This window comes from Clostridium gasigenes (assembly GCF_017348895.1).
Taxonomy (GTDB): Bacteria; Bacillota; Clostridia; order Clostridiales; family Clostridiaceae; genus Clostridium; species Clostridium gasigenes.
Genome location: NZ_CP071376.1, coordinates 3553645 through 3574960, shown reverse-complemented (window position 1 = coordinate 3574960; position 21316 = coordinate 3553645). Strand labels below are relative to the sequence as shown.

At 27.8% G+C, this 21316-nt stretch carries 28 protein-coding genes and 1 pseudogene; 27 read left to right on the top strand and 2 right to left on the bottom strand.

Annotation, left to right across the window (positions count from 1 at the left end; genetic code table 11):
- Positions 1-310: 310 nt before the first annotated feature.
- The 5 genes from J1C67_RS16790 (at position 311) to J1C67_RS16770 (ending at position 3327) form a co-directional block, all read left to right on the top strand.
- Positions 311-1030 (top strand): hypothetical protein, encoded by a 720-nt coding sequence (locus J1C67_RS16790; protein ID WP_089972703.1) that lies wholly within the window; start codon positions 311-313, stop codon positions 1028-1030.
- On the top strand, positions 1015-1626 hold the full coding sequence (locus J1C67_RS16785) for a DUF4004 family protein (protein WP_167865315.1): 612 nt from the start codon (positions 1015-1017) through the stop codon (positions 1624-1626). The genes J1C67_RS16790 and J1C67_RS16785 overlap by 16 nt, the downstream gene beginning before the upstream one ends.
- A 114-nt stretch (positions 1627-1740) precedes the next feature.
- Positions 1741-2229: an RNA polymerase sigma factor gene (locus tag J1C67_RS16780; protein ID WP_242874012.1), complete on the top strand. Its 489-nt coding sequence runs from the start codon at positions 1741-1743 to the stop codon at positions 2227-2229.
- The gene (locus J1C67_RS16775; RefSeq protein ID WP_089972710.1) at positions 2219-2746 is read left to right on the top strand and encodes a zf-HC2 domain-containing protein; all 528 of its coding nucleotides are present in this window, start codon (positions 2219-2221) and stop codon (positions 2744-2746) included. Before J1C67_RS16780 ends, J1C67_RS16775 begins: the two co-directional genes overlap by 11 nt.
- Positions 2747-2826: 80 nt before the next feature.
- Positions 2827-3327 (top strand): zf-HC2 domain-containing protein, encoded by a 501-nt coding sequence (locus J1C67_RS16770; protein ID WP_167865314.1) that lies wholly within the window; start codon positions 2827-2829, stop codon positions 3325-3327.
- A 62-nt stretch (positions 3328-3389) separates the two neighbouring features.
- Here the strand turns inward: J1C67_RS16770 and J1C67_RS16765 are convergent, their stop codons facing one another.
- Together J1C67_RS16765 and J1C67_RS16760 are read right to left on the bottom strand one after the other, a co-directional pair.
- Complete coding sequence (locus tag J1C67_RS16765) at positions 3390-3833, bottom strand: magnetosome magnetite crystal formation protein family (protein ID WP_089972716.1); 444 nt, start codon at positions 3831-3833, stop codon at positions 3390-3392.
- A gap of 121 nt (positions 3834-3954) precedes the next feature.
- Entirely contained in the window at positions 3955-5319 is a 1365-nt protein-coding gene (locus J1C67_RS16760; protein WP_089972721.1) for an MATE family efflux transporter, read from the bottom strand.
- Between the two features lie 146 nt (positions 5320-5465).
- On the opposite strand from J1C67_RS16760, the gene J1C67_RS16755 reads away from it, so the two are divergent.
- The 22 genes and pseudogenes from J1C67_RS16755 to J1C67_RS16660 all read left to right on the top strand — a co-directional run bounded on the left by J1C67_RS16755 (position 5466) and on the right by J1C67_RS16660 (position 21089).
- Positions 5466-5621, top strand: coding sequence for a hypothetical protein (locus J1C67_RS16755; RefSeq protein ID WP_207253531.1), 156 nt, complete (start codon positions 5466-5468; stop codon positions 5619-5621).
- 69 nt (positions 5622-5690) lie between these two features.
- A complete protein-coding gene (locus tag J1C67_RS16750; RefSeq protein WP_167865312.1) occupies positions 5691-6023 on the top strand; it encodes a DUF6897 domain-containing protein in 333 nt (110 codons plus the stop codon).
- Positions 6024-6057: 34 nt separating this feature from the next.
- Positions 6058-6231, top strand: a complete 174-nt coding sequence (locus J1C67_RS16745) for a hypothetical protein (RefSeq protein WP_167865311.1) — start codon at positions 6058-6060, stop codon at positions 6229-6231.
- A gap of 63 nt (positions 6232-6294) precedes the next feature.
- The gene (locus J1C67_RS16740; RefSeq protein ID WP_167865310.1) at positions 6295-6750 is read left to right on the top strand and encodes a hypothetical protein; all 456 of its coding nucleotides are present in this window, start codon (positions 6295-6297) and stop codon (positions 6748-6750) included.
- Between the two features lie 192 nt (positions 6751-6942).
- A complete protein-coding gene (locus J1C67_RS16735) occupies positions 6943-7746 on the top strand; it encodes a lipid II flippase Amj family protein (RefSeq protein ID WP_089972733.1) in 804 nt (267 codons plus the stop codon).
- A gap of 344 nt (positions 7747-8090) precedes the next feature.
- Positions 8091-8576, top strand: a complete 486-nt coding sequence (locus tag J1C67_RS16730) for a 50S ribosomal protein L7ae (RefSeq protein ID WP_167865309.1) — start codon at positions 8091-8093, stop codon at positions 8574-8576.
- A gap of 69 nt (positions 8577-8645) precedes the next feature.
- A complete protein-coding gene (locus tag J1C67_RS19745) occupies positions 8646-8768 on the top strand; it encodes a hypothetical protein (RefSeq protein WP_279286151.1) in 123 nt (40 codons plus the stop codon).
- 43 nt (positions 8769-8811) lie between these two features.
- Complete coding sequence (locus tag J1C67_RS16725) at positions 8812-9603, top strand: alpha/beta hydrolase (RefSeq protein WP_167865308.1); 792 nt, start codon at positions 8812-8814, stop codon at positions 9601-9603.
- Positions 9604-10388: 785 nt separating this feature from the next.
- On the top strand, positions 10389-10832 hold the full coding sequence (locus tag J1C67_RS16720; RefSeq protein ID WP_243176632.1) for a hypothetical protein: 444 nt from the start codon (positions 10389-10391) through the stop codon (positions 10830-10832).
- 472 nt (positions 10833-11304) lie between these two features.
- A complete protein-coding gene (locus J1C67_RS16715; RefSeq protein ID WP_207253530.1) occupies positions 11305-11808 on the top strand; it encodes an L-2-amino-thiazoline-4-carboxylic acid hydrolase in 504 nt (167 codons plus the stop codon).
- 283 nt (positions 11809-12091) lie between these two features.
- Entirely contained in the window at positions 12092-12751 is a 660-nt protein-coding gene (locus J1C67_RS16710) for an HAD family hydrolase (RefSeq protein WP_167865305.1), read from the top strand.
- A gap of 37 nt (positions 12752-12788) precedes the next feature.
- A complete protein-coding gene (locus tag J1C67_RS16705) occupies positions 12789-13322 on the top strand; it encodes a 2'-5' RNA ligase family protein (RefSeq protein WP_167865304.1) in 534 nt (177 codons plus the stop codon).
- Positions 13323-13698: 376 nt separating this feature from the next.
- On the top strand, positions 13699-14202 hold the full coding sequence (locus J1C67_RS16700; RefSeq protein WP_207253529.1) for an L-2-amino-thiazoline-4-carboxylic acid hydrolase: 504 nt from the start codon (positions 13699-13701) through the stop codon (positions 14200-14202).
- A 270-nt stretch (positions 14203-14472) separates the two neighbouring features.
- Positions 14473-14640 (top strand): hypothetical protein, encoded by a 168-nt coding sequence (locus J1C67_RS16695; protein ID WP_167865302.1) that lies wholly within the window; start codon positions 14473-14475, stop codon positions 14638-14640.
- A gap of 295 nt (positions 14641-14935) precedes the next feature.
- Positions 14936-15508: a GNAT family N-acetyltransferase gene (locus tag J1C67_RS16690; protein WP_167865301.1), complete on the top strand. Its 573-nt coding sequence runs from the start codon at positions 14936-14938 to the stop codon at positions 15506-15508.
- A 272-nt stretch (positions 15509-15780) separates the two neighbouring features.
- Positions 15781-16014, top strand: a complete 234-nt coding sequence (locus J1C67_RS16685) for a hypothetical protein (protein ID WP_167865300.1) — start codon at positions 15781-15783, stop codon at positions 16012-16014.
- 474 nt (positions 16015-16488) lie between these two features.
- Positions 16489-16740 (top strand): kinase to dihydroxyacetone kinase, encoded by a 252-nt coding sequence (locus J1C67_RS16680; protein WP_167865299.1) that lies wholly within the window; start codon positions 16489-16491, stop codon positions 16738-16740.
- A 343-nt stretch (positions 16741-17083) separates the two neighbouring features.
- Positions 17084-17677 (top strand): FtsX-like permease family protein, encoded by a 594-nt coding sequence (locus J1C67_RS16675; RefSeq protein ID WP_167865298.1) that lies wholly within the window; start codon positions 17084-17086, stop codon positions 17675-17677.
- A gap of 255 nt (positions 17678-17932) precedes the next feature.
- A complete protein-coding gene (locus tag J1C67_RS16670; protein WP_167865297.1) occupies positions 17933-18925 on the top strand; it encodes a hypothetical protein in 993 nt (330 codons plus the stop codon).
- Positions 18926-18996: 71 nt separating this feature from the next.
- Complete coding sequence (locus tag J1C67_RS16665; RefSeq protein WP_167865296.1) at positions 18997-20052, top strand: sugar ABC transporter substrate-binding protein; 1056 nt, start codon at positions 18997-18999, stop codon at positions 20050-20052.
- 9 nt (positions 20053-20061) lie between these two features.
- A pseudogene (locus J1C67_RS19935) lies at positions 20062-20179 on the top strand (IS1595 family transposase); the annotation flags it as partial.
- A gap of 217 nt (positions 20180-20396) precedes the next feature.
- Entirely contained in the window at positions 20397-21089 is a 693-nt protein-coding gene (locus J1C67_RS16660) for a hypothetical protein (protein ID WP_167865295.1), read from the top strand.
- The last annotated feature ends 227 nt before the right edge of the window (positions 21090-21316 follow it).

The window sequence follows — 21316 nt, the reverse complement described above, 5'->3', positions numbered from 1 at the left end:
ATAAAATAGAGTCAGTTAAATAAATGTTTAGCACTTTTTTTCTAACTGTCCATTCTATAGGTACCAGTTTAAAACTTTATTGCAGTTTTTTCAATAATAGAAAAAAGTACATATAGTTAATTTGTTTTGTGAAAATAAGCTATATAGAATACCTTTTGAACTATAGACATTTTATATAAAAAATGTATTTACAATGAAACAATGTTGCGCTATACTCTTATTTCATAGTAATTAATCATTAGTTGTTTTAGGTATAGGTGTAACAATGTTACGTTGAGTAGATAGGTTTAAAAGGTAAGGAGTGTGTAATATGAGTGAATTAAAGAATATTAATATTAGTGGCGTAGGTAGATTAGATGGGGGAGCGTATGACAAAATTATTTTATCAGGTGCTACTAAAATAATGGGTGATGCTAAAGGGAATAAGATTATAGCATCGGGTAGCTGCACGTCTTTTGCTAATTTAGAAGGTGGTTATATAAATATTTCTGGAGCAATGAAATCAGAAGGGGGATTAATATCTTCAGATTTAATTCAAATAAGTGGTTCTACAAAGGTGAACTTTATTAAAGCAACTACATTAAATATTAGTGGTACAACTAAGGTGAATAATGATTGTACCTTTGATAAGGTAAGAATTTCAGGTAACTTAAATATTGATGGTTCTTGTGAAGGAAGAGATTTTAAGGCAAGTGCACGATTAGTTATTGGAAAACTTTTATCTGCTGATATAGTTGAAATAAATATAGAAGGTAAATCAAGTATAAGTGAAATAGGTGGAGAAAAAATAACAATTAGAAAAGGATTAAGTTTACTTGGATTTTCTATTTTTCCAATTTTAAAGAAAGAATTAAGTTGTGATTCTATTGAAGGAGATACTATATATCTTGAAAATACTATTTGTAAAGTCGTTAGAGGAAAGAATATTGTTATTGGTGAAGGTTGCAATATTAATAAAATTGAATATTCAGGCACATTAACAGTAGATAAAAGAAGTGAAGTAGGTGAAAGAGAATGCATGAAGAATTAATATCTAAAAAAGAGCTATTAAGTAAAACTAATATATCATACGGACAATTATATAGATGGAAAAGAAAAAATATAATTCCAGAAGAATGGTTTATAAAGAAAAGTGTTAGTACAGGTCAAGAAACATTTTTCCAAAGAGATAAAATATTAGAGAGAATTAATATAATACTAGAACTTAAAGATGATGCGTCATTAGATGAACTAGCTAATAAGTTTACAAATAAAACAATAGTAAAAAACATTAAAAGAAGCTACTTAATAACTAGAGAAATAGTATCAGAATTAGTTTTAAACAGGTTTGAGGAATTTATGGGTACTTCAGAAGAATATGATGATAACATTTTATTTTCATTGCTTATATATAATGAATTAATAAAAAGTGGATTAATGAGTAATGAAGAGATAAAAAATATTTCAATGCAAGCAAGTAAGGATTATTCAAAAATCATAAAAAGTGACTACAACCTAATAATTAAAAGAAAACTAGGAGTTTGTTTTCATTATGTAACTAAAGAAAAAGAAGAATTAATAAATGATAATGAAGCAAAAGTAATTTATATAATTGAGCTATCTAAAATAATGGAAGTATTAGAATAAACAAGGGAAATTTATCGAAATATTAGTGGCAAAAAAATAAAAAATTTTAATTTCTTAAATTTGCCTTGTAACGGAATTGTTAAAAACCAGATATATATTATAGGGGGTGAAATAGTGAATAATATTGAAGGGATTTATAGGGAACAGGCACAAACTGTATATCGTTTCTTGTATAGCTATACACGTGATGCAGATTTATCAGAAGAGTTAACACAAGAAACTTTTGTAAGGGCCATGAAGTCTCTTAATAAGTATAATGGGAAATGTAAAATTTCGGTTTGGCTTTGTCAGATTGCGAAACATGTTTTGTATCAAGAATGGAACAAGAAAAACAAGAATAAGATAACTACCCTTGATTATAATATGGAATATAGTATATATTCTACAGAAGAACTAGTTGTTTGTTCAGAAAATAAGAAAGAAATATATAAAATGATACAATCTCTAGACCATATTAGTAAAGAAGTTATGTACCTTAGACTTACCGGTGATTTGAGCTTTAGAGAGATTGGAGAAATACTTAATAAAACAGAAAACTGGGCTAGAGTTACTTTTTTTAGGAGCAAATCAAAAGTTATTAGGAGGATGCGAGATGAAGAGTGATTTATCATGTAATACGGTGCAAGATTTATTACCTATATATTTAGATGAAATTGCAAGTGAAGAAACTAATATATGTGTTAAAGAACATTTAAGTGAATGTCAGATATGCGCAAATGAATATAAAAAAAATTGTGAAATTAGAGAAAAAAACGGAGAAGTAGTTATTAATGAGGCTGAGTCTATAAAAAAATTACGAAAAAGAGTAAATACTTCCTTTATTATAGTTATTATACTTGGAATTATTTTAACAAGTATATTAACTTTTTGCTTTTATGTTGAATCAAGGGGGAAAAGCTTTATAACTTCTGGATTAATACAAATGATAATTTTCTTTGCAGGAATATATTTAGTACCTTTATTTGGAGTATTTATTGCGGTGATATGGAAGAAGACAATTAGTAAAAAAGAAAAAGCATTTTGGCCTAACGTGATTATTTCATTTTTAGGAATATGGGCTCTAGTTGGAATAGGTTTATTATTAGGGCATTTTTTCTTATTAATAATAAGGGGCTACTAGTGAAAGTTATCTTTTAGATTATATACTGTAAATTAATTAAAAGCTAACTATAAAACTTATTATAAGAGGAGGTATTAATGATGAAAAAGAATATATCATGTCAAATTGTTCAGGATTTACTGCCAAATTATATAGATGGTATTCTTAGTAATGAGACTAAAGAATTAGTAAGGGATCATCTAAAAGAATGTGTTTGTTGCAAAAAAGAGTGGGAGAATATGAATACATTAATTGATGTAGATCCTGTTGAAGAAAGAAAAATTGATTATTTAAAAGGAATAAGCAAGAAATGTACAACTATTTTACTGGCCTGTATTATTCTCGGTGTTATTACGTTTCTAATTTTAGTATTTCAGAGTGAAGTAAATTATGGAGATGCTGGCTTTACATTGACATTATGTTTGATTGTTATAATAGCAATAATTATAAAATTTGCATTGCCTTTAGGTGGAGCCATACTAAGTATTTTTTTATTTAAAAAAACAAAGAAAAAATTTATAAAGGTTATTTGTGTGGTTATTTCTGTTATATGTAGTTGCTTATTTCTTTATTCACTAGTAAATATTATAGTTAATAGTTGATTTTAAATTAGAAGAAACTAAGGAGATAATTTTAAATTACCTCCTTTTTGAATGAAATTTAATTATTTAAATACAATTTTAGAAGCCAACTTACCTATTACAGGCATTTCGTAACATTCATAATTCCAACCTTTAACTGTTGCTATAATCATAAAAATAAACATAATAACAGGTACAATTAAAGCGAAGATACTAGTTATGCTTAGTACAGAAACTGCACCAACAGCTGAAGAAAAAAGTACTAGTCCTACAAAGATACCAACTAAAATACTAATTATAATTGAAAAAATTACACCTACTACAGTTAAAAGTACACCTTGCATTGCATGAAACTTTACAAATTTACTATCCTTTTCTACAAAGTAGATTATAACAGGAACTGCAAAGGCAAGAAAACTTATACCAGGTATAAAACTTACAATTATACCTCCAAGATATGCAATTAATACAACTATGTTTGCATCTAGTCCTAATGATGATTTATGTGGTTCAAATTTATTTTCCATATATACTCCTTAAAAATAATCTCCTTAATTAATATGCTTAAAATATAATAAGTGTTACAATTTATATAAAAAACTAAGGAGGCAAATTGAATTTACCTCCTTAGTTTGGTTATATACTTTTTTATGATGATTTTATTCCAGATTTCCACTGGATTTTAAATATAATAACTGTAGATATTATAGCAGTTAAATAGTTAGAAAATAAATTGCCATAAAACACTGAATAATAGCCTAAGTATTTTTCAGTTAATAATATAAACAAGTACCTTAGTAGCCAAAATCTAAGTAGGTTTGTTATTAAAGGAATGCGAGTTCTACCAAGTCCTATAAATGCACCTTGCTGAATCATGCAAATACCAAATCCTAATATAGAAAATATGTAAATATTTAAAGAACTATTAGTTATTGCAAGCACTTCTGGGTCTCTTGTGAAAAGAACAGTTAAATATGGAACAAGTGGAATCATTATAATAATTATAATAACAGATGCAATAGAACTAACAATACAACCTACAAGGCAAGATTTCTTTGCCTTATTTTCATTTCCAGAGCCTATGTTCATGCTAACCATTGTTGTAATAGCTAAACTAAAAGCCGCAGGAATATTAAAGCAAAGGCTACTTACATTAGAGGCAATTGCTTGTGCAGACAAAACTGTATCACCAAACTTAACAACCTCTCTATTTATAAGAAAAAAACCTAAGTTAACCATTAAACTAGAAATCATAGATGGAATACCAATTCTAAGTAAGCTTTTTATAATATTAATTTTAAAGGAAAAATCCTTTAATGAAAGCTTATCATCACCTTCAAAAACAAAAAGTTCATAAAACATCCATATAGATATAATAATGTTTGAAGCAAGAGATGCAAGAACAGCACCTACTATACCTAAATTAAAAACAAGAATAAATATGCTATTAAAGATAACCTTTAATATTAGCATAATAATCATTCGTATAAAAGTTGCTTCAGGCTTACCATTTGCATTTTTTATAGAATTATAAATAGATTCTAAAAATGAAAATGGTAAAACTAAAGATGATAAAGAAAGATATGTAAAAACAGTTTTAGACATTTCAGTGCTTACGCCTTTTGAAACAGGATAAGCTAAAATAGCTAGAATAGGTGCTAAAACGCAGCCAAGTAAAAATGCAAAAACAATTATTTGAGTTGAAATTTTTTTGGAATTTTGAAAATTACCTCGTCCATTACTTTGCCCAATAATTGCAGAAGCAGCAACACTTAACCCTTGAGCTAAAGCTGTTATCATATTTATAATTGGAGAACTATAAGAAATAGCTCCAGCGGTAGTAGTTCCAATAACATTATTTATAAACAAGCCATCAATAACAGGCATTAGTGATTGGACCACTCCAAACATTAATGCCGGAATAGATAGGAGTAATATAGTTTTAGTAATAGATCCATTTAAAATTAAATCTCTTCTTTCTTCGGTACTTTTATTTAATATTTTTAAGTTCATTATGCAGCCCCCTTAAAGTTAGGTAAATATATAAGACATCTCCAAATAACAAGTTAAATAATATTTAGAATGTTATTTATTTAAAGATGTATGGTATTAATTATACGGTAGTAAAAATATTCAGTCAAACTAGCGAATATTGTAAAATGGCTTTTGTAGAATTTTATAAATTTAGAAGGTCTACACATCAGACTAGTTTCTATACAGTAAAGGCGCTTACAGGGCTAAAAATTGGATATGAAAAAGCATATATAAAAATATGTTATAATAGTACTATAAAGGAAAATAGAGGGGCTAAATAAAATATTGTAGGATATTATGAAATAAAATATTTAAAATTTAAATAATTGTATAATTGGAGGTCACAGTAATTGAATACAGCAATTTATATTTGTATATTTATATGTTATGTAATGGCAGTAAGAAAGGAAAAAGAATGGCAAAAATATATAATTAAAAAAATAAAGAAGAAGAAAGAAGGAGTAATAGAAATGAATGAGATAATTAAAAATTTTATTGGGAAAGAATGTTTGATTTATACTTTTCGAGCGCAAATTTCAGGAGTAATTGAATCCTTGGAAAACAACTGGATTTCTATAAAAACAGGAAATTCTTCTGAAATAATAAATATTGACTATATAAGCCGTATTCGGGAATATCCTAAAAATAAAAAAGGAAAGAAAAAATCATTTATAATTGATTAATGCTTTAATTTCGATTTTATGTATTCTAATATATTTGTTAAATGATTGGAACAATGTTGTAAATACAGTTTTAATTTCTACTTTTATAAGTGGGGTACTAATCCTTATTACTAATGGAGTTCCAATGAAAATAGGAGGCATTGTTAATGATGGGTATAATGTAATTGCAATAGGAAAGAGTAAAATTATTAAAGATAGATTTGTGTAGAAGTGCGGATGGAATATTACAATACGATATATAATAACTAGAGATTAGAAGGAGATGTTTTTAATGGGTGTTATTGACATTGTCATCCCATTGTTTTTTATTGCTATTATTTTAAAACAGTTAAGATATATAAAAGAATTAATAATATCAACAAGAAAGAGTTATGTGGAAATTATTACTGTATTGTTTGCTGTGATTATTTTCATTGGAATTATATATTTTTATGCGAATACTTGGATGCATTACATAACAGGAATATTAGGCATTTTTATGTTTGTAAGCATGTGGATTAAACAAGGAATTAACTCAAAAGGTTTCATATCAATGTATAAATATAAAGAGATTATATTATGGAATGAAATTGAAAAAGTTATGGTAATTAGTTCAAAGGATATAAAGATTGAGTTATCAGGTAGATTTATGGAGCAAACATTTCATTTTAAAACGAGTGATTATGATAAAGTTATGACTATTCTAAAAGAAAAAATACCTGGCAAATTCTATTATGGTAGGTCATGAATTTATTTATGAGCAGACAGATATAGCGATTAGGTTAAAATAAAGGTGGAGAGCAATATGTAGAAATTGTTAATGAAAATTGAATAGTAGGATATTGTAAAAATATGTTACAATATGGGTAGAATGAGTGAGCTTAAAGAGCACTCGTAGAATAGGATGAATTAAGGTAGAAGAATGGATGGTGGAAAGTAAATGTCTACACAAGTAATAATAGTTTTAATTCTTACAGTTATAATTTCTATAATTTCAACGCTAGCTTATTCTGTAAGAATTGTTGCTGTAAGAACAGGAAGAATAGCAGTATCTTTTGCAGTATTTAATATTTTTGCATTAATTTCTAGAACTGCAAACAGTGTTCAAGCGCCGTTATTGGCTAAAACAATTGAAAATACTATAAAAACAGGAAATCCCCAAAGTTTATTATCTACATTCAGATGGATATTATTATCGACAACACTTGCGACGATTATTGGCTCGGCATTAATGCCAACCTTTATAAAAATTTTTGTGAAGGCTGTCGAATCATTTAGTATTAATCGTTCTATACCTAAATTATTATTACATGGGTTCTCGAAATCAGGGATATTGCAATTTAAAAATAGTGTTACAAGACCTAAAAAAGAAAATTTGTCACATTTGAAATTTTTGAAAATTATGCCGAAAAAAATTATTTTACTTAACACTTTAGCATTTTCAATATCAACTGTTGGTGTTTTGGCATCACTGTATGCAGGATGCTTAAATCCAGAATTAAGAACAACATGCAGTACATTGTCAGCTGTGATAAATGGGCTGTCAACAATACTTATGGTTATATTCATCGATCCATATATATCAATTCTAACAGATGATGTAATCAAAGGAGAATGTACTCAATTGCAATTTGATAGATGTATAATTTTTATTGTTGGCGGACTAATAGTAGGTACGATTTTAGCACAGATTTTATTAGTTCCAGCAGCTCAAATAATATCCTTTATAGCTAAAACAATTTAGAATATAATTTGCTATCCACTCATCAAAATGTTTAGAAGAATTAGTTATTAGTAAGTATTTAGAATTGGTCAAATAAAGTTAGTTCACAATTTTCATATAAGATACAACAACTATATAATTAAGTAATTTCTTAAAAAGCCGTATTATTTAAATGAATATGTGGTGTTTTTTAGTTCATAACATTTTAAGATGGTTAATATATAAATAACATTGTTTTGAAAGTTAATACATATAATTTAAAATATATTATAATTGGTTTATTATAGAAAAAATAAATGTAAATATTGCTTATAATAATGGTTAAGCGTATAGATAAGGCGTAGATTGATATGAGGAGTGTCAAAATGAATTTTAAAAAAAGAATAATATTGATATCTATGGTTAGTATGATAATTAGTTTGTTTATTGGATGTGGTAATAATAGTATGGACAGCATTTATGATGATAATAGTAAAATAGCTAATGAATCTGATAGCTTTGGATTAGATAAAAGTAATGAAACTATAGAAACTGAAAGCTATAAAGGCGATGTGGAATTAAGTGGAAGTGGAACTGTTTGGAGATATAAAAGCAATGAGGATTTTGATTTAGAAATGACATATAATTTATCAGTAAATAGTGGAAAAGCAAAAATTGTTTTAATATCGCCTGATGGTACAGTTGTTACTCTTGTAGAAAATATAGAAAAAGCTATTATGGAGGGAGAAACATCAATAACTTTACCTATAAAAAAAGGTGATAATCGTATAAAAATAATAGGTTATAAAAAAGCAGATATTGACATTAAATTGCATATTGATGAAGGTACATTTGAAATAATGGGTTTTTAAACATAAGAAGTTAGTAAGGGTTGTGAAAAGAAATAACAAGTCAAAGATGCGACGAAGTATTATAAGCATATGTTAAAAACATATGGTTATAAGATTGATTTTGTTGATGTAAATACAGCTACAGAAATAATAGAATTAGTTTTAGATAATAAAAAGCATGTTAAACTGGAAAAAAATTTTTATATTGAATAATTAGTAATAAGCTGAGTTGTAATAGTAAATGAGGTAGTACAAAATGAATAAATCAAAAGTAGAAAAAGTGAATTTTTATAGCGATGTACTTGGTAAAGAAATTCCAATGGTGGTGTATTTACCTGAATGCTATAATAGTTTAACTCGTTTACCTGTATTATATTTTCTACATGGAAGAAGTGGGAGTGAAAATATAATGTTTGAAATGGATATAAACACTAAAGCTGATCGAATGATAAAATATGGGGAAATTAAGCCAATGATAATTGTATGTCCAAGAATTGAAAACAGCCGAGGTTTGAATTCATCCTTAAGCTGTAAAGAAGTGCCTGATTCTGGAGATAATAATAGAGTCATAAATTTAGGAATGTATGAACATTGCTTTATAAAAGAGATGGTATCTTTAACAGATAAAACTTTTAATACTATAAAAGATAGAAAAGGGAGATATATAGGTGGGATATCTGCTGGAGGTTATGCAGCTCTTCACAATGCATTTAGACATCAGCATATGTTTTCAAAAGTAGGAGGGCATATGCCTGCTTTAGAACTGGAACTTGAAGATGAAGACAAGTCATATTATAAAGGCATGGGTATATGGGAAAAATATGATCCAATATATATTGCAAGAAACAATAATATCTCTTCTGATATTGATGTCTATCTTGATTCTGGAGATAAAGATGAAGGTAGATTTTATGAAGGTTGTTCAATTTTACATAAAATATTGAAAGAAAAAGGAATAAATTCTCGAAATTATATATTCCCTGGTAATCACAGTGCTGAATATATACAATCAAATATTGAAAAATATCTAAAATTTTATGGATGTTAATATATTGTGGATAGGACTTGTGTAATTTATATAGGTATAAAAAAATAATAAATCACTTTATGTAGATTTATTATAAAGCAAGAGTCAAATTGTGGGGATTACGATTTCAACAACAAGCTTATATAGTTTTATGAGTCAAAATCTAGGGTAGCATGTTTCAGATTATGTGATTGGTAAGGAAGATGCGTTTCTTTACGGGATGAAAAATCTCTATATAATTTTTGTGGTAATTTGTTGCATAGGAGCACATTTATCGCTTTCAGATTTTTTTAGACGAAATTTAGAAATGAACATAATTTGAAGCTGAATTAATTCATAAAGTTATAACTTAACGTCACAACAATAAAAACTGAATAATTATTTAAAACACCGTATTATTTAAAATTGAATAATGTGATATTTACAAAATGTGTTATAATATGTTAAAATAAATTTGTAATATTAGCGAGTATTTTCTTTTGAAAAATATTATAACATCTAGAGAGATAGTGATTGCTATAGATGAAAACGATATGCAAATTAGTAAGAAAAGTTGTAAATAGAAGGATGTATCGAGTTTTTTTAAAAAATTATAAGGAGGATGAATGTATTAACTACCAACAATCGTTGTCTGGAGGGTATTTGGCCCTTCCTTGGGAAGATGGATGTAATAAATATTCTTATGTTATATGTCCACATTACATATATAAGAATATTCTATATGTTTTTGGCTAAGGTGATGATTAATGGTATTGTGATTGATAGATTAAGTTAAGACTATACTAAAAAATAGGAGGATAATGAAAATGAAAAAACTGGCGGAAATTAGCCTTTGCGTGGTTCTACTAATAGCAATATTTACTGGGTGTAGCTCCAAGCTGACAAGCTCGGACAATAGCGGTAATGCCCCTGAAAAGCAAATACCTGACTTGACGGGTGAATGGAAACAAGAAAATAGCAAATCTGATAACTCTTATCAAGCTGCAACAATAATTGGTGATACGATTGCAATTTACTGGGTAAGTGATGGTGGCGACACAAAATCACTTTATTGGGCTGGTTCTTTCGTCGCTCCAACAACTGCTGACGAACCTTATTCATGGACTTCGGAAAATGACCATAGTAAAACTAAAAGTGCTTTGCTTGCTTCGAGTGATGATACTAAAACTATGACATACCAAAACGGCATATTAAGCTATGAAGCTTCAGCTATGGGCACGACTACAACGGTTAAACTCAAAAAGCAATAATAATGACAACAAAAAGAGCGGAGGGTTTTCGTGCATAACCTCACCAAATAATCATAATGCTACAATTAAATTCCAATTTATAGGGTGAGTTAAATTAACTTTAAAGAAATAATTTTAGGACACTATGAATTAATAAAAAAAAATAAAAGACTTAAATATCGCATTATTCATTGTTGAGTATGCGGTATTTTTTGTTCGCAATTAAAGGGAAATGAACAGTATGTAGATACTTGTAACTAGATAAAAAATACTATATTTACAAAATATGTTATAATTAATTTATAATAGTAGATAATAGCGAAGTAAAGATTATTTATATTTTATCGGATATAAGTAATTTTGAGAGAAGGGAATTGAAGTAATGAATTACTGTGATACAAAATACAAAGATTTGAAATAAATATGTATCGAAAAATATGGAAATGGAAAAGGTTTGTATATATAGAATAAAGCAGAAGAAATTTTCCGGAAAATGAAAGATGAAGCGGATTACAGGAATAGCGATGTAATAAAAGAGCATATGACAAAAAATATTTTTCCTGTCCTTGCATATTATATGGCTTTGCTTGAATATAGTTTTTCAACTAATGATGCATATGCAAACACGCTTGAAGAAACACAGAAACATGCTACGCTTTCAAAGAAAAAGAACGAAAAACTTGGGAAAATGCCGTTTAGTTATTATCTGTTTAAATTGTGTAGTAAGAAGGTTATGGGAAAGAATTTTCCTGATGAGGGATGGGAAACAGAGTGGGTCAGATACGATAATAAAGAGGTTCATTTTAATCTTAAAAGGTGTGTGTATTTTGAAGTTACAAGTCAGTATGGACACCCTGAGTTGTGTACAGTCTTTTGTGCCAATGATACAACGTCATTTAGTGGTTATTTGCCTAATATTACATTTGAACGAAGTGGTACTATTGGTGAGGGAAAGAGAATGTGCGATTTTCATTTTAAAAACAGTAAATATATTTGAGTAAGGTTTATGTGTATAATTTACTCGCTTCGTATACTACGAATTACTATAAATAAATAACAGATTGAAATATCACATTATTCAGGGGTGAATATGCGGTATTTTTTAATTAGCAATTCAATGAAAATGAACAGTATGTGGAAAGTGCGAATTAGATAATAAAATATGATCTTTAAAAATTGAACAATGTTATATTTGTAAAATATGGTATAATTGAGTTGTAATAGTATAATATTGTGAAACAGTTACGTGTTGTGGAAATTTTACTTATAGGGAGAAAGAAATGATAAAAGCCGTAGTATTTGATATGGATGGACTGATGTTTGATACAGAAAGGCTAACAATTCAAGCTTGGGATTATGCTGGAGAAAAACTTGGTATGGATAAAATGGGGCATATGGTTTATAAAACTTTAGGTATGAATATTAAAAGTGCCAGGAAAGTTTTTATTGAAGAGTATGGAGATAAGGTTACTGAGGAAGATTTAAGTGAGCATGCAAAAGAATTTTTCCATGATTATTTTAATGACTATGGCATACCTTTGAAGCCAGGATTAATTGAGTTATTAAGTTACTTAAGAGAGAACAATTATAAGATTGCAGTAGCAACATCATCAAATAAAGAAGTTGCACTTAGGCATTTTAAAAGAGCCAATATTACAGAATATTTTGATGTAATAGTATGTGGAGATATGGTTGAAAATAGTAAACCTGCACCAGATATTTATTTAAAAGCTACTGAATTATTAGGAGTTATCCCATCAGAGTGTCTAGCGCTTGAGGATTCTCCAAATGGAATTAATTCTTCATATTCTGCTAAGTTAAAACCAGTAATGATACCTGACTTAATTGAGCCTACAGAGGAAATATTGAGTATATTATATTCCAAGTTAACAAGTCTTAATGAAGTAATTCATCTACTTAATTCTAATTGTAATGAATAATTTTCTTCTATTGTTCATTAAGATGGAGGGGATAAAAATGTTAAAAAGATGTATTATGATTTTTCCTAAGTTTGAAAATGTAAAAATAATTGATGGAATAAGAGATAAGTATGACCCTTTAGCAAAGAATGTAAGACCTCATATAACACTGGTATTTCCATTTAAAAGTGATATAGAAACAGGCGATTTAAAAAAACATATATCATCTGTAGTAAGTGAAATTAAACCATTTGAAGTTATTCTTCAAGGTATTACTCCAGTTAAATCATTTGGGAATTATCTGTTTTTAGGAATACAAAAAGGGAATGATAAAATTATTAAATTGCATGAAAAATTATATACAGGAATTTTGGAAGTTCACTATCCTGAATGGTTAAAATGTGGTAACTTCTTACCTCATATGACAGTAGGTTGTTTAGATGATAATGAAATTTTTAAAATTGCAACTAATGATACAAAGAATATAGATAATTGTTTTAAAACAGTTGTTAATGAGGTTAGTGTAGAGATAATTGATGAAAATCAAGACTCAATTATAGAGTTAAAGATTCCACTAAAGATTACTGAATAAGTAACATAGAAATAATTTTAATATACTACGAATTAATAAAAATAAATAACAGACTTAAATATCGCATTATCCATTGCTGAATATGCGATGTTTTTTTGTTCGCAATTCAAAGAAAATGAACAGTATGTAGATATTGATAACTAGATAAAAAATACTATATTTACAAAATATGTTATAATTAATTTATAATAGTAGATAATAGCGAAGTAAAGATTATTTATATTTTATCGGATATAAGTAATTTTGAGAGAAGGGAATTGAAGTAATGAATTACTGTGATACAAAATACAAAGATTTGAAATAAATATGTATCGAAAAATATGGAAATGGAAAAGGTTTGTATATATAGAATAAAGCAGAAGAAATTTTCCGGAAAATGAAAGATGAAGCGGATTACAGGAATAGCGATGTAATAAAAGAGCATATGACAAAAAATATTTTTCCTGTCCTTGCATATTATATGGCTTTGCTTGAATATAGTTTTTCAACTAATGATGCATATGCAAACACGCTTGAAGAAACACAGAAACATGCTACGCTTTCAAAGAAAAAGAACGAAAAACTTGGGAAAATGCCGTTTAGTTATTATCTGTTTAAATTGTGTAGTAAGAAGGTTATGGGAAAGAATTTTCCTGATGAGGGATGGGAAACAGAGTGGGTCAGATACGATAATAAAGAGGTTCATTTTAATCTTAAAAGGTGTGTGTATTTTGAAGTTACAAGTCAGTATGGACACCCTGAGTTGTGTACAGTCTTTTGTTCCAATGATATAACGTCATTTAGTGGTTATTTGCCTAATATTACATTTGAACGAAGTGGTACTATTGGGGAGGGAAAGAGAATGTGTGATTTTCATTTTAAAAACAGTAAATATATTTGAGTAAGGTTTATGTGTATAATTTACTCGCTTCATATACTACGAATTACTATAAATAAATAACAGATTGAAATATCACATTATTTAGGGGTGAATATGAGGTATTTTTTAATTAGCAATTCAATGAAAATGAACAGTATGTAGGAATGGCGAACTAACTATTGAAATTTAAAACACGAACAATTTTCTTTGAAAATTGAATAATACGGTGTGGAAAAATAAGATAACATGGTATATTATTGTGTCACAGCCATAATTATAGGGGGATTTAAAATGAAAAATAAAAATAATTTAACAAGTTTAATTTTTGCAGTATTATTTTTTATCTTATCAATACCTAGGTTTTATAAAAATGAATATATTGATGGCTTATTTTACATTTTTGCAGTTATAGGTTTTTCACTTATGTATTTTGCGTCAAATAGTAAAAAAATTAATTAAAATTGTGAATAATATTCTTATAAAACGTTGTAACCATATAAAAACCTAGTACATTGCAATTGCCTGAGCACAACTAAATAAACGAACAATTATGTAAGATGCCGTATTATTCAGAAGTGAATTTTAAGGCATTTTTAGTTCGCAATTCAAGGAAAATGAACAGTATGTGGAGAGTGCGAATAAAAGAGTTCTCTGAAACCTGAATAATGCGATGCTTACAAAATATGTTATAATTAATTTGTAATAGTAATTAAGTACGAAGTCAGATTCAACTTTATTAGGGGCGGTAAATACAGTGATTATATATAGAGAGATTGATAAATCATACTTTAAAAAATATGACAGTATTCCTATGCTAGTGCATGTAAAAAGCATACTTAAATTAGAAAAAGTTAAGAATGGTTTAGGAGGAATTTTGTTAAAAGAAACATCAGTTAAAGAATATATAAGAGATTTAGGTGAATATGAGGAAGCAACAAAATATGCCAAAGAATTTGACATAAGTAATTGGGCATTCTTTATGGCTTTTGATAACGAAGTTCCTATTGGAGCAGTCACAGTTGCTTCAAAAACGAAAAATGTTAATATGCTTGATGGTAGAGAGGATATGAGTGTGTTATGGGATATAAGAGTTGATGATAGATATAAGCAACAAGGAATAGGTACAAAATTATTTAGTATGGCTGTTGAATGGTCGAAACTAAAGCAATTCAAACAGATGAAAATTGAATGCCAAAATAATAATGTTCAAGCATGTAGATTTTATCATAAACATGGTGTTGTATTAGGGAAAATAGATGAATATGCTTATTACAATGATACTGATGTAGAAGATGAAGTTCAACTTATATGGTATTTAGATTTATAAATATTATAAGAGAATTTAATACCGAACCTTAGGATACTATTAATTAATAATAATAACTAACAGACTGAAATATCATATTATTCATAGCGGAATATGTGATATTTTTTTGTGCGCAATTCAAGGAAAATGAACAGTATGTGGATATTACGAATTAGATAATGAAATTTGTTCTTTGAAAATTGAATAGTACGGTATTGTGAAAATATGTTATAATTGATTCATAATAGTAATAGATTATTTAATATATACTATCAATAAAAGGGGGGTACAATATGTCAAAGAATAGTAAGGTAGACAAAGGGTATGAACCTATCTATTGGAATTTAAGTTATAGAAGAAAATTTATTAGAACTCTATGGGTGATACCATTTGGTGTAATTGCGATGTTACTTCAGTGGTTTATAATTGATAATTTTATTTTAAATATAATAGTGACAATAACTATTGTTATTGGATTAACAATTCAATTGATGTATACTTATTTAAAATGGAAGAGAAATGAATGACATTATTAGATTGAGTCACACTGGTAATTTATGACTCATTAAGGACGGTGATACTATTGGATTTTTTAAATCTTTTTATTAAACTTTTATCTACAGGAATTATATTAATAATTATAGGAAAATTTTTAAAATATAAATTCATAAAACGGTTAGGAATTATATCTTGTATTTTGACAGTATTTATTCCATGCATATCTTTTTCCCTTGGCTTCATAGATGGATTAAAATAAACAAACTTCAGAACGTTCTTACAGTATAAATCAACAAAAATAAATAATAGATTGAAATATCGCATTATTCATAAATGAATATGCGGTATTTTTTGGTGCGCAATTCAAAGAAAATGAACAGTATGTTGATAGTGTGAACTAGATAAAAATGTGTTATAATTAATAATAATATTAAATTGAGAGTTAGTTCTTTATTGAACTTACAGATAAATAGTAATTTGTAAAACGGAAAAGGAGAAGAAGTATGCTTGAATACAAATTTGATACGCAGTTATTAATTGAAGGAAAAAATCTTTCAGAAGATAAAATAAACGAGTATATTACAAAAAACATTGAAGGCGATTGCTTACTTGCAGTTGGTGATGATGAACTGATTAAAATTCATTTTCACACAAATACTCCATGGAAATTACTTGAGTATTGTAATTTATTAGGTGATATTCATGATGTTGTTGTAGAAAATATGGAACGACAGGCAAATGGTCTTCAAGGTTAAACAATAAAAATAAATAATAGACTTAAATATCGCATTATTCATTGCTGAGTATGCGGTATTTTTTCGTTAGCAATTCAAGCAAATAATTCGTAAAGAGAATAATGCTAATTATAAATTCCCAAATGGATAGTTGACAAGATCTATTTACAATATGAGGAGAGCGAGTAGTAATCAATAAAAATAAAGTTCTTTGAAATTGAATAATGAAAAATTTATAAAATATGATATAATTAATTAGTGATTACAAATATTAGAAATGTCGATCTAAATAATTTTAGAAGATGAAAAATAAGAAGAATTTTTTAATTAATGAGTTTGGACAAAAATAAGGAGAAACATGGTTATGAAGATTAATACATTTAAATATTTTTTTTTAGATGCAATAAAAAGCTTAAAACGAAATGTTACACTAACAATAGGTTCAGTAATTACTATATCTGCAACTTTTTTTATTGTTGGATTATTTTTATTGTATATGATATTACTTAATAAAAATTCGGCAACTATTTTTATAATTAATAAACAAGCGGTTACAATTTTTAGATATGTTGGAGTTGCAGTTTTTATTATACTACCACCTCTTTCATTACTCTTAATTGTAAACGAAATTAAGATGATTGTGTTTTCAAGAAGGTGTGAAATAAGTATAATGAAGTCTATTGGCGCTACTGACTGGTTTATTCGATGGCCATTTATTATTGAAGGGTTAGTTATAGGAATTATAGGAGCTTTTGTAGCAAATTTAGCTCTATTTTGTGCATATAGTTTGATTTGCACTATAGCAAAGGAGTTTTTAACAGAAATAAGTCTTGTACAACCTACCTTTATAATAAAAACAATGATTTTGCCATTTGTAATAGCTGGTGCTTTTATTGTACCTATAGCAAGTATAATAGCGTTAAGAAAAGTTCTTAATTGTGCAGTTTTGGAAATTTAGTCAAAGAAGAAAAATGTAGTGTATATAATAAGGTAAGTTTCAGAAATGGAACTTATTTTTTTATTGATGGCAACAAAAGCACATAAAATAGCAGCACCTATTTCAAGCCAAAGAGCAATATTCTGTTTAAATTGCATAACAAACATTTACAAAATATGCTATAATTAATTTATAATAGTAAGTTATAACATATTTCTACAATTTAAGATTGTAGAAAATATTATAAAATATATTGTAAAATAGGGGGAATTAGAATTGAAAAAAATAATAGGAATTATAATTGCATTAATGATCATGTTAACAGGGTGTTCAAATCCAAAAAAGGGTGTCGATAATACAAATACACAGTCAGTTGATAATACTACATATTCAAATGATTCATCAAATGATTCATCAAATGATTCATCAAATGATTCATCAAATGATTCATCAAATGATTCATCAAATGATTCATCAAATGATCCATCAGATGATAAACTAACTCAACCACAATCAGGAAACAAATCTAAAAATATTAAAGATGATAATAGTAATATAGACTCTAGTTTAATTGATAATATAGATACTACTAAGAGCCCTTTTGAAAAAGGGTATTATGATTATCAGGGTACTATAAGTAATAACATGGCAATTCAAATGAGTATTTATCCATTAGAAAAAGATATTGTTGGCTCATACTTTTATGACAGTAAGAGAATGGAAATTAAAATAAAAGGAAAAGCGGGAGCAAAAGATATTGTGTTATATGAATATAATGAGGCAGGCGAAAATACAGGCACTTTTAAAGGAACTATGAATACAATTGATAAAATTGAAGGAACATGGTTAAGTGCAGATGGTAAGCAAAGTTATCCATTTACATTGTCACTTAAAAGTAATATTCCAGGGTCGGAGTATGGCAGAAGATATGCTTTAGCCATAAGTACAAAAAGTGACCAAGATGTAGAGAACTTTGTTAGTGAAATTCAAAGTTATGTAATAAACGATAATAAAGAACAATTAGCCAAACGTGTAAAATATCCTATCAATGTTAAAATTGATGGCAAAGTTACTGAAATACAAAATAAAGATGACTTTATTAAGAATTATAATCAAATTTTCCATTCTAGTTATAAGGAATCAATTGGTAATGCTTATACAAAATATCTATTTGTAAATTGGCAAGGAATAATGTTTGGTGAAGGTGCATATAACATTTGGATTAATGAAATCAATTCGGAATTAATGATTACTGCTATAAATAATTAAAAAAAATGGAAATAAACGCTCATAAGCTGAATATGTTAATTATGAGATTAATAATCAAATAGGTGGTAAATATGTATCTATCAATACCAAATGTTTTTTTAGTACCAGTTTATTATGCTGAAGAAGATATTTTAAATATGAAAAAAATAGTAATATTACAAGGCTGCAATTTTGATAGTGATTTTACAAATAAAACTGTAAAGAGAAAGGAAGTAGTAATAGGTCTATCTTTACCTACTCAAAGAGAAGAGAGATGGGTTAGAGATAAGGAGGTTATTGAAGAATATTCTAAAAATAAAGGGGTTACCTTAAAGGTAGAAAATGCTGATTATGATGCAGCCAAGCAGGCTTCACAAGTAGAAAATCTAATATCACAGGGTATAGATGTATTAATTTTGGTGCCTATAGATCCATTAGCTGCGGCCGATATAGTTGAAAAGGCTCACAAAGCAGGAATCAAGGTAATATCTTATGATGGGCTTGTAAAAAATAGTGATTTAGATCTATATATGGCTTTTGATAAAATAAAGGTTGGAGAACTTCAAGGAAAGTTTCTTATCGAGAAAGTTCCAAAGGGAAATTATATTATTATTTCAGGAGATCCTGATGGCATGTTTAAAGAAGGTGCAATGAAATATATAAAACCATTAGCTGCTAAAAAAGATATAAACATAGTTGCAGATGAAACAGTCAAGAACTGGGATCCAAATACTGCGTTTAAGATAGTAGAAGATGCTTTAATTGCTAATGAAAATAAAATTGATGCAATATTAGCGCCAAATGATGCTATAGCAGGTGCTGCAATTCAAGCATTACAAGCACAAGGTTTGGCTGGCAAGGTAGCAGTAACAGGTCAAGATGCAGAATTAGCAGCGGCTCGAAGAATAATTCAAAGAACCCAATTAATGACAGTGTTCAAAGATACCAGGGAATTAGGAAAAGCTGCTATAGATGCTGCAATAAAACTAGCTAATGGAGAGGAGGTAGAAGTAACTAGCAAGGTAAATAATGGTAAAATAGATGTGCCTTCAATTCTTATTACACCAATAGCTATAGATAAGAATAATATAAATAGTGTTCTTATAGACAGTGGATATTTAAAGCAAAACGAAGTTTATAAAATATAATATTTGAAAATTAATCAAATACAACATGTCAACTCTTTTCATAGTAGATTAAAGAATTGAATGAATAGGTTTAATGGCGTTGTAACAAAATATCTATCTGATTACCTAGCATGGTTTCGTTGGTTGGAATACTTCAAGACTGATAAAGATATTATTAAGGTTAGAAATCTATTAGTGCACGCTCATACAGCGGATTATAATACGAATAAAGTTGCATTTTAAAAAAGGAATGTAGGATTTTTATGGTGAATTAAGGTTATTAGTACTATTATAATATTAAATTAGCAAATCACAATTGTACGAAATTGTGAGCAGTAAATAAGAAGATATAGAGGCGATGTGAAATGAATAAAAAGCTATTCTTGAAATTAGGATTATTGTTATTATCTCTGTCACTTGTCTCATGTGGGCAAAAAAATAATTCAGTAGGAAAAGATGATTCTTCTAAATCAAGTATAAACCAATCAGTTAGCAGCACTGAGAGTTCGGAAAAAGAAAGTGTAAAAACTCCACCTACATCTGTTGAAAATCCAGTAGAAAGTAAACAAAAGGATCAGAATACTCAACAAAATACTCAACAAAATGCAACTACAAATGAGTTACTCATTGTTGCAGGCAATAATAGAGTACCGGGGGTTTATGAATATTATTTAAAGGAGTTTAATCTTACAGCAAAAATCGAGCCTTCAATTATTACTGAAAGCTCTTCCTGTTATAAGGTAAAAACTGAAAATAATATTTATATAGATTTTATTCTAAAAGTGCACAATTTGAATGATAAAACTAAAATGGCAGAGGACACAATCACTGCAAAGATAAAAACCAACAGTAATGATTATAAGTGTTTTTCTATTGCAGAAAGTGCTAATGGTCATAATTTAGAAAAAGATACTTCAATAAAACCACTTGAAACGAGAGAAATTCATTACGTAGCTGAAGTTCCTAAAACAGAAGCCACTGGTGAAATAACTCTTACCTTAACTATCAATGGAAAAGATTTTAGTAATAAGTTTAATTTTGAAGGTATGATGCCTTAGAAAGAATATATAGAACCTGGTAGAATACTAGAAAAAGAAGGATTTGCACAATTAACTATAGAAGATGTATTTTTTACTGATAGACTTGAACCATCTTAGGATATTACGAACAAATCAAAAGAGCAACTCGGGTGCTCTTTTTTTTGTTAATTTAGTTTTGACGAATTTTACTAATTTTTAATTAAAAATCAACACAGTCTTATAAAACTGCCTTATAAATTAGATGA